Genomic DNA, 13017 nt, shown 5'->3' with positions numbered 1-13017 from the left:
GCCGGATACTCCATCAGTGAACGTGCTGCAGGAACTCGCGAAACCGTTCGCTTGGCGGATGCGACAGCAAGTCCGCCGGCTTGCCGTCATGAACGAGTTGGCCGCCATCCATGAACAGCAGGCGGGAGCCGACCCTCCTTGCAAAGCCCATTTCATGGGTCACCACGATCATCGTCATGCCCTCCGTCGCCAGCGTCTGCATGACCCTGAGCACTTCCTGCCGCAATTCCGGATCAAGCGCCGATGTCGGCTCGTCGAACAACATCAGCTTCGGTCCGACGGCAAGCGAGCGAGCTATGGCCACCCTTTGCTGCTGGCCACCCGAGAGCTGCGACGGATAGTGCTGCATCCGGTCGCCAAGGCCGACTTTCCGCAGCAGCGCGGCGGCGATCTCGCGCGCCTCTGCCTTGCTTTTGCCGCGCGACCGGATGGGCCCGAACATCACGTTTTGCATCGCCGTCAGATGCGGGAACAGGTTGAACTGCTGGAACACCATGCCGGCCTCGAGCCGGATACGCCTGATGTCGCGTGGGTTGCCAAGCACGCTGAGGCCGTCGACCAGAAGGTCGCCGTCGCTCACCTTCTCAAGCACGTTGATGCAGCGAAGCATGGTCGACTTGCCCGATCCGGACGGACCGATCACCACCGCCACCTCGCCACGATCGACGGCAAGATCGATCGACTGCAAGACGCGATGCGCGCCGAATTGCTTCGAGACCTTCCTGAACTCGACCATGCTCATGGCAGACGCGCCGCCCGTTCGACAAGCCGCAGGCTGAGGGCAAGGATGCTGATGACGATGAGGTAGATCACCGCCACGGCCGTCCAGATTTCCACCGCGCGGAAATTCGCCGACATGATCTCCTGTCCGCGCCTGGTCAACTCGCCGACGCCGATGACGAGGAAGATCGACGTGTCCTTGACCACCGAGACAAGCTGGTTGCCCATGGCCGGCAGCGCGCGCCGGACTGCTATGGGCGCGATGACATAGGCAAGCACCTTGCGAAAGCTCAGGCCCATGGACAGGCCGGCCTCCTTGAGGCCGGTGGGCACGCTTTCCAGTGCGCCGCGAATGATTTCGGCGTTGTAGGCCCCCGAATTGATGATCAGCGTCAGGATGCCGGCATTGATTGCGCTGATGCGGATGTTCATCAGGATGGGCAGCGCAAAGTAGATGAACATCACTTGCACGGTGATCGGCGTGCCGCGGATCAGGGCGACATAGATCTGCGCGGGAGCCTGCGCCAGCCAGCCGCCATAGGTGAGGAGCGCGCCGGTCAATGCCCCCACCACGATGCCGCCGGCGAGGCCGGCGAGTGCGATCATCATCGTCAGCTCGAGGCCCTGCAAGAGGTCCGGCAGGGCGTCGACGATAGCAGTCCATTCGAAAGTCATCAGGGGGTCCAGTAAAGTGTTGGCCGGACGAAGAACCAGCCGTGAGAGCCGTCATTGCTCTCACGGCATTTGGCCGCTTATGCCTGGTCGGGTCCGAACCATTTTTCGCGAATGGCCTTGAGGCGGCCGTCTGCCTTCATTGCCGCCAATACGGCATTCGCCGGCGCGACGAGCGGGCTGCCCTTCTGGAAACCGATGCCGACATCCAGGCCTTCCAGTGTCGGATGGATCACCCGGACTTTGCCCTTGCCGTTGCCGTTCGCGTAATACATCAACACCGGTGTGTCGTAGACGACTGCGTCGGTGCGTCCGGCCTCGAGTGCCAGCAGCGCATTGTCGATGTTCGGCATCTGGTCGATCGTGGCGGTCTTGATGTGGTTCTGGATATAGTCGACAGCGACGGTTCCCGTCTCGGTTCCGATCGTCTTGCCGGCAAGGTCGTCCGATGTCTTGATGGTCGTGTTGTCGGCCTTGGTCACAGCCACCAATCCGCTCTGGTAGTAGGGATCGGAGAAATCGATCACCTTCTGTCGGGCCGGCTTGATGAACAGCTGCGAGACGATGGCATCGATGTTGCCGGTCTGCAGTGCTGGGATAAGTGCTCCGAAGTCCATCGGCTGGACCTTCCACTTGCGGTTCATGCCCTTGGCGATTTCGCCGAACACCTCCATGTCGAAGCCGGAATAGTGGTCGCCGTCCTTATAGGCGAAGGGCGGGCTGCCGACATTGGAGCCGACGATCAGTTCGGCGTCTTCGGCTCTGACGTTGCGAGCAAGAATTATCGCGGGCGCGGCGAGAAGGCCGAGTTGAAGAAGCTGTCTGCGATGCATTTTTTTCCCCTTTGGTTACGACCGGTTTGATTTTGAGCAATGCTGTGTCTGCGGACCTCTGGTCAGGCGTTCATGGCTACGCGCTCTCGTGCTCTTCCAGCCGGACGGCGCCGCCGAGCCAGCATCCGGTGGGATGTCCGTCATCGAGACGGAAGCGGACGAGAATTTCCGACGGCCGTTGCATGGCACGGCCCTGGCGGACGACGATCGGGCGGTCCGATGCCTCGATCGTCCCGTTCGACAGCAGGCCGAAGGCCAGCGCCGATGCCGCAATGCCGGTAGCGGCATCCTCGGGATAGCCCGACGAACGCGGGAACTGGCGGGCATCGACGATCTGGGCGTCCCGGTCGAACACGGCGTAGGGATAAAGGCCGGTCGAGCCGATCCGGCCGCACAGCTCTTCCATCCCGGTAAAGTCCGGGCTCAGGCCATCGAGCACCGCCACGCTGTTCAGCGGAACCAGCGTCTTGACCCGACTGGTTGATGCGTTCTGGATCGGCGTCGATGCCAGCTCGTCCGCCCGAATGCCGAGGATTTCGATGATGTCGGCCCGGCTCCTGTCGGCATCGGGAAGCGCCTCGACAGTGCCGGCGGGCTGCGAAATCTCTACGGCCGCACCGTGTTCTGTCCGCTTGCCAATCCTGGCGTCGACCCGGCCGCTCTTGGTCCAGATCGTCAGGTCATCACCTGGCAGTCTTCCCAGCCGATCCAGCAGCCACAGCGCACCGACGGTGGCGTGCCCGCACATCGACATCTCATGGTTGGGCACCCAGAAGCGGAACGCGAAATCGCAATCCGATCCGGGTGGTGGCGGGAGCACGAAACCACTCTCATGGCCAAAGGAGCGCGCCACCTGCTGCATTTCGGCGTCGGACATGCCGGCGGCATCGACGACGATCGGGGCCGGATTGCCTCCGTGGGGGCCGGCGGCAAACACACTGACAAGTCGAACGTCGGGACGCATTCTCACCCTTCTGACCGCTACGCAGGATATTGCGCAGAGCCTAGGGCGGCGGCGACCGTGCCGCGCGTTCGAACGGGCCTTATGATTTGATCGGCTGGGCCACGCGTTTGCGGATATCGCTGGGCGAGCGGCCGTCCGCACGGCGCATGGCGTGGGCCAGTGCCGCACCACTGTCGAAGCCGACCCGGAAGGCGATCTCGCCGATCGGCAGGTCGGTTCCGCTCAGCAGCTCACATGCGGTCTGGAGGCGGACACGCAGTTGAAACTCGCCCACCGAGAAACCCGTCCCTTCGCGGAACAGGCGGGTGATGTGGCGCCTGGAGACGCCGAAACGATCCGACAGGGCGTCGAGGGGGACCTGCTCGTCGGCATGAAGGGTCAGGAACTCCTTCAGATCGTCGACCATCGCCTTGCCGTGTTCCCGATGCGAGGCACCGGGCATCATCTCGCCGGCCATCACTTCGGCGATGCATTGAACGAGCAGGGCGGAACTCACAGAATGTTTGACCCCGGGATTGCCATAGGCGCCGCTGCCGTTTCGAAGCGAAAGCGCCTGCAGGGCCCGCACCGTGGCGGTACGGCGAACCAGAACCGTCGCGCGGGTGCGCCGATGGAACTCGCTGAGCGAGCCGATCTCCCGGTCGAGCCTGCGCAGAATGGCGCCGGTGACGTAGATGGCGACATGGCGGTGCGCGCCAATGCCGGCGCGGGTCTCGTGCGCCCTGTTCTGCGGCACGACGGCGAACCGGTCCTGCGACAGCCAGGTCCCTTCGCGCCGGTCTTCGTGCTTGAGCTCGACCGTTCCACGGCTTGGCAGGATGAACATCAGGCAATCGTGCCAGTGCCACGGCATCGCGTAGGCGCCACTGCCGGCCAAAGTCGCGTGCTCCTCGTCGGCCGCGATCAAAAGATCGGCCTTTGCCGTGTCGCGCAGTTGCTCGAATGACCGCAGCATTTCCGGGGCTCGAATTCTTCGAGACCCAAACTAGCAGCCGAGACAGGGGCCGGGCAATCGAAGTCTCCAGGCCCGGCCTTTAGGGCCAGGTCCCCATTTCAGACTACAGGTGCCGGTCGCCGAGGAAATCGAAGCCCGTCTCGAAGAAATGATTGTAGTTGCAGGTCAGTTCCTCGCCCGGTGCGATGTCGCGCAGCGCAAAGGTTTCCTCGGGTGAGGAGACATCGCAATTCGGCTCGTCGTCATGGTTCATGTAGCGGGCGTCGTCGGCTTCGAAGACGATATAGGCCGGATCGCGCCGGTCCGGGTAGGAATAGCGGTCGAGATAGTTCTTCACCGGCCCGGTTTCGCCCTCATACGTCTCGACGTCGATGATCCGGTCGAAGCGGGGGTCGAGCTTCCATATCAGCGTACCCTTGTGGATGTGGTGCTTGGCAAAGACGCCGATGCCCTGGATCGGCGATTTGTCGAGATAGACGTCGACGAGCAGCATGGCATACCCCAGTAGCATACATGGCAAGCGCGGCTTGCGAAAAGCCGCGCACTGGTTAGCGCGGGGCTGGCACAATTGCGAGCGCAAATGAGCAAAGCGGAATTCAAAAAGTCATGATCGCCGAACCCAAAAGTGAACGTGCTGTCCCGAGCCCTCAGCGTTGCTGCAGCGCCAGACGTACGCCCAGGGCGCAGTAGATGCCGCCGACAGCCTTGCCCTGCCATTTCAGCACGGTCGGATTTCGGCGCAGGAAACTGCCGAGGCGACCGGCGCTCACGGCAAAGACGACCGTACTGAAGAGGCCGAGCACGACGAAGACAACTCCCAATACGGCCAATTGAAGCATCACCGTTCCGTTTTCGGGGCGCACGAACTGAGGCAGGAATGCCAGGAAAAACAGCGCGGTCTTGGGGTTGAGCACTTCGGTCAGGACGGCCTGCCGAAACGCCTTGCCGGCGGAGATGGCGAGCGGGCCGGCAGAGGGATCGGCCGGCGTTTTCTCGATGATGGCGCGAATGCCGAGGTAAACGAGGTAGGCCGCGCCGATATATTTTACGATGCTGAACAGCGTCGCCGACGTGGCGATGATCGCAGAGATGCCGACCATCGCCATGACAGTGTGGAATATGTCGCCGGCCGCGATCCCGGCGCCGGTCGCGATCCCGACCTTTGTTCCCGAACTCGTTGCCCGGGCGATCGTCAACAGCGTGGCCGGACCCGGGATGAAGACAAAGCCGAGCACGACGGCGATATAGGCAATCAACGTGGACAGGTCGATCATTTGAGTGTCTCCCCGGCAGGCTGCGCCTTGCCCGTCACCTTCAGCGCGAAGGCATAGGTATAGGCGATCTCTTCCAGGCGCGAGAACCGGCCGGACGCACCGGCATGGCCGGAATCCATGTTGATCTTGAACAGCACCGGATTGTCGCCGCTCTTGCGGTCGCGCAGCCGCGCCACCCATTTGGCCGGCTCCCAATAGGTGACGCGCGGGTCGGTGAGGCCGGCAAGCGCCAGGATCGGCGGATAGTCGAGTGCCGCGACATTGTCGTAGGGCGAATAGGCGGCGATCGTCCGGTAGTCGTCGGCGGACGCGATCGGGTTGCCCCATTCGGGCCATTCCGGCGGCGTCAGCGGCAGGGTCGCGTCGAGCATGGTGGTGAGCACGTCGACGAACGGAACCTCGGCGACGATGCCGCCAAAGCAGTCCGGCGCCATGTTGGCGACGGCGCCCATCAGCATGCCGCCGGCCGACCCGCCTTGCGCGACTGTGCGGTCATGCGCGGTATAGCGCTCGGCAACGAGATGGCGCGCGCAGGCGATGAAATCGGTGAAGGTGTTCATCTTGTGCTCACGCTTGCCGTCATCGTACCAGCCGTAACCCTTGTCCTTGCCGCCGCGCACATGCGCGATGGCAAAGACGAGGCCGCGGTCGACCAGCGAGAACCAGTTGGTGTTGAAGGCGGCCGGCACGGCAATGCCATAGGAGCCGTAGCCGTAGAGCAGGCAAGGTGCCGATCCGTCCAGCGGCGTGTCGCGATGGTGCAGAAGCGAGATCGGCACCAGTTCGCCATCGGCGGCGGGCGCCATCAGCCGCCTTGTGACATAATGGTCCGGGTCGTGACCGGACGGCACTTCCTGGGTCTTGAGCAGCATGCGCTCGCGGGTGCGCATGTTGTAGTCGAAGACTTGCGCCGGCGTCGTCATCGACGAATAGGAAAAGCGCATGATGTCGGTATCGTATTCATAGGAACCCGACAGGCCGAGCGAGAAGGCTTCCTCGTCGAAGGAAATCAGGTGCTCCTCGCCACTGGCGCGGTCACGCACGACGATGCGCGGCAGGCCCTCCTTGCGCTCAAGTCGGACCATATGGTCCTTGAAGCCGATCACCGACAGGATCAGCCGGCCCGGCTCATGCGGGACCAGTTCCCGCCAGTTGGCGCGAACCGGATCGCTTGCCGGCGCCGTCATGATCTTGAAGTCCTTCGCGCCGTCCGCATTGGTCAGGATGAAGAAGACGTCGCCGCCTTCCTCCAGCTCATACTGAAGCCCGGTTTCGCGCGCCGATACCAGCCTGGGTTCGGCAAACGGATCGCTGGCGCTCAACAGGCGATATTCCGAGGTTTCGTGATCGTTGATGCCGATCATGATCCATTGGTTGTTGCGGGTGCCGTCGACATTCATGAAGAAGCCGGGATCGGTTTCCTCATAGATCAGGCGGTCGTTTTCAGGGTCTTGTCCCAGTGCGTGGAACAGCACTTTTGACGGCCGGTGGTTGGGGTCGAGGCGCGTGTAGAAGAACCCGTCATTGCCCGCGTTCCACACACCCGAACCGCCGGTGGCGGGGATCTCGTCGGCCAGTTCCTTGCCGTCGGCAAGGTCGCGCACGCGCAGCGTGTAGAACTCGGAACCCTTGTCGTCGAAGGCCCACAACAGCTTGCCGTGATCGGCCGAATGGTCGACACCGCCAAGCCGGAAATAGGCTTTGCCTTCCCCCTCCATGTCGCCGTCGAGCAGGATCTGCTCAGGCCCGCCGTCGCGCGGCATGCGGAAATAGCGCGGCTGCTCGCCGCCGAGCTTGAAGGAAGAACCATAGGCATAGGGCCCGTCCTTCATGGGAACGGATGAATCGTCTTCCTTGATACGGCCCTTCATTTCCTTGAAAAGCTGCTTCCGCAGGTCCGATGTGTCGGCCATCAGCTTCGACTGATAGGCGTTTTCGGCTTCGAGTTCGGCGCGGATGCCCGCATCGAGCAGGGAAGAATCCCTGAACATCTCCTGCCAGTTGTCGGCTCGCAGCCATGCGTACTCATCGGTTCGCGTGATGCCGTGATGGGTATCGGAAACCGGCCGCTTCTCGGGTGTTGGCGGGCTGACGATCGGAAATCGGGGAGTCTTGGTCATTGCGTCTCGCTGGGGAATATCTTGAATGGTGAATGAACACGCCGATCAGGGTGGGTTCAAGGGCTGCGGCCTAGAGGTGATGTCGGCTCCTTGAGATGGGCCGGGAGGAAAGATGATGACCATTCGGTCTCGGATTGCCGCGACTTTCGCCGTTGCTTCGTTAACACTGGTCTTTGCCGGCCAGTCTCATGCGACCGTATTCGCGGCTTGGCAAGTGGCCAATGTGCCGTTCGGCGACACGCTCAACGTGCGCAAATATCCATCAGCCACATCCCAGAAGCAGGCCGCATACCCGAACGGGACCGTCCTGCAGATGACCGGACGATGCACCGATGGCATAAACCTGCTCGACATCGCCAATCAACCGGCATGGAAGCAACGGCAGACGGTTCGCTATCGCTGGTGTGAGATTTGGCATGATCCGGCCAAGAACGGCACCTTCGTCACCGGCTGGGCCTATGGCAGGTTCATCACCCCGTATTGATCGAGCGGCATCGATTGGCCCCGAGGCGGCCGGCTGGCGGACATGTCGCCCTGGTCGCCTGCACGAAAAGGTGACGGCAACCTGTGGTTTCGCGGGCGGATGTGACAACCAAGATTGTTCGCCCGATGGCAAAGCAAACCGGAGCATTGAAACCTGTTTTGTGAGTTGTCGCGAATGTAACGATGATCTGACGTAACGTCAGCCTTTGCCGGTTCGGCGTGCGGAATATCGAAAAATTACATAATGCACGAAAGATTGAAGCTGATTGGCGAATAGTTGATCAATTTTCGTAAATATAAGGCAAAGAGCGAATTGACTTACTTGGTCTATGGTCGCATTGATGTGACCCTGACACGAATCGCTGAAATTCTACCTTCATAAAATTCGTGCAATGCCCTGCCTGTAAAAAGGGGCGCAGACCGACGTAACTCTTGTTGGGGCCTGAAGATCATGGATATTGTCGAAACACCTTCCAGAAACAATGATGCGCTGATCGAGCTGACTGCCGATGTGGTGGCCGCCTATGTCAGCAACAATCCCGTACCGGTCGGCGAACTGCCGAACCTCATATCCGATGTCCATGCCGCTCTCGGGCGCGTGGGCGGAACCGCCGAACAGCCCCCTGCCGACAAGCAGAAGCCGGCTGTCAATCCGAAGCGTTCGGTTCATGACGACTACATTGTCTGTCTTGAAGACGGCAAGAAGTTCAAGTCGCTCAAGCGTCACCTGATGACCCACTATGATCTGACGCCGGACCAGTATCGCGAAAAGTGGAACCTCGACCCGAGCTACCCGATGGTTGCCCCGAACTATGCGGCGGCCCGCTCGCAGCTTGCCAAGAAGATGGGCCTTGGCCGCAAGCGCAAGGCGCGGTAGTCGCTGCCCTGTCAGGTCGAACCGACATCGACGGCGCCTTCGGGCGCCGTTTGATTTTTGGCGGCAGTGTTGTTGGCCGACAGGGGCGTCAGGCGGTCTGCTTGAGTGCCGCCTCGGCATCGCGCTTGATGCGCTTGACCATCGAGCGGAGACCATTGGCGCGCTGGGGCGACAGGTGTTCGTCCAGGCCGAGTGCCTTCAGCGTCGCTTCCGCATCGGTTTTCTGGATTTCGCTGGCGGTCCTTCCGGAAAACAGCGCCAGCATGATCGCGACCAGCCCGCGCACGATATGGGCGTCTGAATCGCCGGTGAAGGTGATGACCGGATCGCTGCCCGGTCCCTTTTCGGTGGTCAGCCAGACCTGGCTGACGCAACCTGGCACCTTGTTGGCGGCGTTGCGTTCCGCATCGGGAAAGGGAGGCAGCGCTTCGCCGAGCTCGATGACGTAACGATAGCGGTCCTCCCACTCATCGAGGAAGGAGAAGTCGTCGCGGATCGTCTGGATCGTGGTCGTCATGACCCCGATATAGTCACGCGGCAGTGCCGCGTCACGGAAAAAACAAGGACACCGCGGGCGTCGAGAGGACAGACGGCCCGCGGTGTGCCGTCGAGACGGCTCAATTCTTTATCGGCAGCCTAGTTCTTTACCGGCAGGTTGACGGTCTCGGGCAGGACGATCTCTTCCGGCACGCTGCCTGTCATTGTCGAGGTGTCGGGGCCGGCGGACTTGTCGTCCAGCATGGCGGCCGCGATCTTGGCCGTCTCCTTGGCGCGTGCGGTGATGGTATGCATCGCCGACTTGCCGGTTTCACAGACATCGGGCTTGCGCTCGCAGATGCCGGCAATGTCACCCACCGCGTCGCGTGCCGCGAACAGGGCCTGGATCGGCCCGACGCTTTCCTGCCCGGGCTGCTCGGAACCGACACTCAGCGGCAGCGCCAGCAGCACCAGTGAAAACCAGAAAGCCATTCTTATCAGGAAGAACATGCCTCGCCTCTCGTCGTGACTGGATCATGCGTCATATGGCATGACCTCTTTTATGGGCAAGATCTTGGCACACAGCCACAAAGGACGGCTTGCAGGTTCGCAGAGAATTTTCCTCAAATTTTAGGCAAATTCGAAACAAAGCGTTTTGCGGTGGATTTGTTTCATATCGGGACGATTTTCGTTACCTTCTGATAACCATCGATCTGCTTGTTTCCATTGATGTTTCCTCGGACTAGGGCGGTTCTCTTCCCATCGATGGTCCGCTGACGGCGGGCGTTCGGAGATAACCCTCCATTTACTATGGCGGCATTTGCCCGGGTTTTCGGCCGCCGCCGTCCCGATATTTGCCGCAGGCCGGGCTTTGGTCGGCGCTGCCTTATCCATTCCTTAAACGCTGGATGAGAGTTTCAGAGCCAATCAAAACAATCTGCAAAAGCAGAGCTGTTCACGACGAGTGCGAGTGCGTTGAGTTGATGCCGATCAAGGCCAGATACGCTGAATTGCCTGGCGCGATTGCCGCCGGTTGCGAACGTATGGTCCATCCCTCCATTCTTGGGCAGAGCGGCCGCGAACGCCAGCGCCGTTTCATCGGCGTCATGCTGGCGGCGCCATTCTTTGCCGCTGGTGCCGCTGTCACGCTGGTCACATCAGGCATGGGCGCCGCTGTGACCATGGCCGCCATCTTCGCCGCCTTTGGTCTGTGCTGGTTCGTCGCCTTGCTGGCGGCTGCGACCGGCAAGATGGCCGCAGCCGCCCCGATCGCCCTGGCGATGGCGGCTGTTGCCCTCGGTGGTCTCATCGCCGCCGCCGGCGGGTTGAGCTCTCCCGTCGTCATGCTTGCCGTGGCGCTGCCTTTCGAAGCCTGGTGGATCGGCGCTTCGCGGCGCGCGGCCTTGTGGGGAGTGGTCTCGGCCATTGCCGCCATTGCCCTTCAGCCTCTGGCCGTGGTCTTCCTGCCCTTCGCGGGCGCGCAGATTGCCGCCTGGCATTGGCTGGTACCGTTGGCCTGGGCACTGACGCTCATCCCCCGCATATCGGCGTTTCGCGATACCACCGGTGCGGCTGATACGCTGGATCCCGGTGATAGGCTGGAAGACATCATCGACGCGGTGGTCCTGCGGGTCGCCCGCCACGGTGAGGTCCTGGACGCTTCGGCCAAGGCGCGCACGCTTTTGAAATTGCCGCCTGAACTGCTTTCCGGAACCGGCTTCTTCGACCGCGTCCATCTGTCGGACCGTGTCTCCTATCTCAGCGCCCTTGCCGACATGCGTGATGGTGCTCTGTCGCGCCGCCTCGAACTGCGCATCAGGCTGCCCCAGAACGGCAACGGCCAGAGTGACAATCGCCAAAATGACAGTCGCTTGATGGCCGATAACTATCGGCCGTTCCTGCTGGAACTGGTGCGCGGTGAGGAGCAGGGCGATGTCTTCACGCTGGTCTTGCGCGAAAATGACGAAACTGCCCGGCTGCGCGGGGAACTCGCGCAGGCCAATGAGGTGGCAGCCGCCGCCGAAGTGGCCAAGGGACGGTTCCTGGCGGTGGTGAGCCATGAACTGCGCACGCCGCTGAACGCTATCATCGGGTTCTCGGACATGCTGCTGCATGAGATGTTCGGCGCCTTCAAGGATCCGCGCCAGAAGGAATATGTCGGCCTGGTGCGGGATTCAGGCCAGCATCTTCTGGCTGTGGTGACGTCCATACTCGATGTGTCGAGGATCGAATCGGGCGCCTATACGGCGGAACCGGAGCCGTTCCGGTTCATGGAAGCCGTCGAAATGTGCCAGTCGATGATGCGGTTGCAGGCGCAGGCCAAGAACATCGACCTGCAGACGCAGATCGCTCCGGACGCCGGCGACATCAACGCCGATCGCCGCGCGGTGCAGCAGATCCTCATCAATCTCGTCTCCAATGCGATCAAGTTCACGCCCGATGGCGGCGATGTCGTCGTTGGTGCCAAGCGGATTGGCTCGCGCCTGCATTTCTGGGTCAGGGACACCGGCATCGGCATCGCCGAGGAGGATTTCGCCAACCTCGGCAAGCCCTTCATGCAGATCCAGAACGACTATACGCGCCGTTTCGAGGGGACCGGTCTTGGCCTTTCACTGGTGAAGGGGCTGGTGGCGCTGCACGAAGGCACCATGTCGATCGAAAGCATGCCGGGCGAGGGCACCACGGTGACCATCAGCCTGCCGGTCAACGGGCCGAAGGGGCGCCCGGCGAACGAGGCAGGGGTGCTGACAATGCCGCTGACGAGGGCGAAAGGGGACAGAAATGGCTCGCTCCGCAAAACAGGCTAAGGCGGTCAAACGCCGCAGCAACGCCTTCCAGGACGGCGCCATAGCCGTCGGCGGCATGATTTCGCGCAATCCCGTGCTGGTGGGTGGATCGACGGCATTCCTGGTGACGCTGTTCTATGTCTCGGCGAATGCGCTGTGGTATCAGCCTTTCCCGCATGCCGGGGCGTTCTTCGCCACCCGCAATTTCCAGGGTTTTCCGCACACTGCCTCCGACGAGCCGGAGACGACGATCAACATCGTGCGGCCCAATGCGGCGCCCGCCCCGATGAAGGGCGATCCGGTGGTCGAGCAGGTGCAAGGCATATTGAAGGATCTCGACTTCTATTCCGGCACGGTCGACGGCATTTCTGGCCCCAATACACGCAAGGCCATACAGGCCTACCAGCAGAAGGTCGGGCTCAACGCTTCCGGCGAGATCGATGCGCTGTTGCTCGATCAGCTTGGCGCAACGCCGAAGACCGCCTCCGTGCCCAAACCACAGCCTCGCCCGGATACGCAGGCCGCCGTTCCGGTGTCCCTGCAGACAAATTCCGGGCAGGCGAATGCGGGGCAGTCGGGCACCGCCCCGACCCAGGGACCGGACCCCCGCATCGTCAAGATCCAGGCCGGGCTCAAGGCGTTCGGCAATGACGACATGCAGCTGGACGGTGTCGTCGGCGCCCGCACCAAGGCGGCGATCAAGGAATTCCAATCGCTGTTCGGCCTGCCGCAGACCGGCGAACCCGACGAGATCGTCTACGTCAAGATGCGCGAGATCGGCCTGACCAACTGATCGGGAAATGACGGCTCGCCGAGCGGCGGAATTATCGCTAGATAGCCCGCACGCTTTCGGAGC

General features: G+C 61.9%; 14 protein-coding genes. 4 read left to right on the top strand and 10 right to left on the bottom strand.

Going from position 1 to position 13017, the window contains the following annotated elements; translation table 11 throughout:
* Nucleotides 1-13 precede the first annotated feature (13 nt).
* The 8 genes from glnQ to MesoLj_RS27685 all read right to left on the bottom strand — a co-directional run bounded on the left by glnQ (nt 14) and on the right by MesoLj_RS27685 (nt 7538).
* Nucleotides 14-742, bottom strand: a complete 729-nt coding sequence (gene glnQ / locus MesoLj_RS27720) for a glutamine ABC transporter ATP-binding protein GlnQ (RefSeq protein ID WP_274609137.1) — start codon at nt 740-742, stop codon at nt 14-16.
* Nucleotides 739-1395, bottom strand: coding sequence for an ABC transporter permease subunit (locus MesoLj_RS27715; RefSeq protein WP_202323256.1), 657 nt, complete (start codon nt 1393-1395; stop codon nt 739-741). The genes glnQ and MesoLj_RS27715 overlap by 4 nt, the downstream gene beginning before the upstream one ends.
* A 77-nt stretch (nt 1396-1472) precedes the next feature.
* Entirely contained in the window at nt 1473-2225 is a 753-nt protein-coding gene (locus MesoLj_RS27710; protein WP_140768682.1) for a transporter substrate-binding domain-containing protein, read from the bottom strand.
* A gap of 76 nt (nt 2226-2301) precedes the next feature.
* The gene (locus MesoLj_RS27705; protein ID WP_202323255.1) at nt 2302-3189 is read right to left on the bottom strand and encodes a PhzF family phenazine biosynthesis protein; all 888 of its coding nucleotides are present in this window, start codon (nt 3187-3189) and stop codon (nt 2302-2304) included.
* Between the two features lie 79 nt (nt 3190-3268).
* The gene (locus MesoLj_RS27700; protein WP_202323254.1) at nt 3269-4144 is read right to left on the bottom strand and encodes an AraC family transcriptional regulator; all 876 of its coding nucleotides are present in this window, start codon (nt 4142-4144) and stop codon (nt 3269-3271) included.
* Between the two features lie 103 nt (nt 4145-4247).
* Nucleotides 4248-4637, bottom strand: a complete 390-nt coding sequence (locus MesoLj_RS27695) for an SET domain-containing protein (RefSeq protein ID WP_202323253.1) — start codon at nt 4635-4637, stop codon at nt 4248-4250.
* A 154-nt stretch (nt 4638-4791) separates the two neighbouring features.
* Nucleotides 4792-5418 carry a LysE family translocator gene (locus MesoLj_RS27690; protein ID WP_202323252.1) on the bottom strand — a complete coding sequence of 209 codons (627 nt, stop codon included), beginning with the start codon at nt 5416-5418 and terminating at the stop codon, nt 4792-4794.
* Nucleotides 5415-7538, bottom strand: coding sequence for a S9 family peptidase (locus tag MesoLj_RS27685; protein ID WP_202323251.1), 2124 nt, complete (start codon nt 7536-7538; stop codon nt 5415-5417). Before MesoLj_RS27685 ends, MesoLj_RS27690 begins: the two co-directional genes overlap by 4 nt.
* 115 nt (nt 7539-7653) lie before the next feature.
* Here MesoLj_RS27685 and MesoLj_RS27680 point away from each other — a divergent pair, with 115 nt between their 5' ends.
* Both MesoLj_RS27680 and MesoLj_RS27675 read left to right on the top strand, forming a co-directional pair.
* Nucleotides 7654-8022, top strand: coding sequence for an SH3 domain-containing protein (locus MesoLj_RS27680; RefSeq protein ID WP_140768672.1), 369 nt, complete (start codon nt 7654-7656; stop codon nt 8020-8022).
* 450 nt (nt 8023-8472) lie between these two features.
* Complete coding sequence (locus MesoLj_RS27675; protein ID WP_010915014.1) at nt 8473-8898, top strand: MucR family transcriptional regulator; 426 nt, start codon at nt 8473-8475, stop codon at nt 8896-8898.
* An 88-nt stretch (nt 8899-8986) separates the two neighbouring features.
* Here MesoLj_RS27675 and MesoLj_RS27670 read toward each other — a convergent pair whose 3' ends face one another.
* Both MesoLj_RS27670 and MesoLj_RS27665 read right to left on the bottom strand, forming a co-directional pair.
* The gene (locus MesoLj_RS27670; protein WP_202323250.1) at nt 8987-9415 is read right to left on the bottom strand and encodes a SufE family protein; all 429 of its coding nucleotides are present in this window, start codon (nt 9413-9415) and stop codon (nt 8987-8989) included.
* 119 nt (nt 9416-9534) lie between these two features.
* Nucleotides 9535-9885 carry a DUF5330 domain-containing protein gene (locus MesoLj_RS27665; RefSeq protein ID WP_140768666.1) on the bottom strand — a complete coding sequence of 117 codons (351 nt, stop codon included), beginning with the start codon at nt 9883-9885 and terminating at the stop codon, nt 9535-9537.
* Nucleotides 9886-10418: 533 nt separating this feature from the next.
* On the opposite strand from MesoLj_RS27665, the gene MesoLj_RS27660 reads away from it, so the two are divergent.
* Both MesoLj_RS27660 and MesoLj_RS27655 read left to right on the top strand, forming a co-directional pair.
* Nucleotides 10419-12182, top strand: a complete 1764-nt coding sequence (locus tag MesoLj_RS27660; protein ID WP_202327492.1) for a sensor histidine kinase — start codon at nt 10419-10421, stop codon at nt 12180-12182.
* Nucleotides 12157-12954, top strand: coding sequence for a peptidoglycan-binding domain-containing protein (locus MesoLj_RS27655; protein ID WP_140768662.1), 798 nt, complete (start codon nt 12157-12159; stop codon nt 12952-12954). Before MesoLj_RS27660 ends, MesoLj_RS27655 begins: the two co-directional genes overlap by 26 nt.
* Nucleotides 12955-13017: the final 63 nt, after the last annotated feature.

The organism is Mesorhizobium sp. 113-3-9 (assembly GCF_016756515.1).
Classification (GTDB): domain Bacteria; phylum Pseudomonadota; class Alphaproteobacteria; order Rhizobiales; family Rhizobiaceae; genus Mesorhizobium.
The sequence above is the reverse complement of the archived record's forward strand: the minus strand, read 5'-3'. Positions and strand labels throughout refer to the sequence as shown.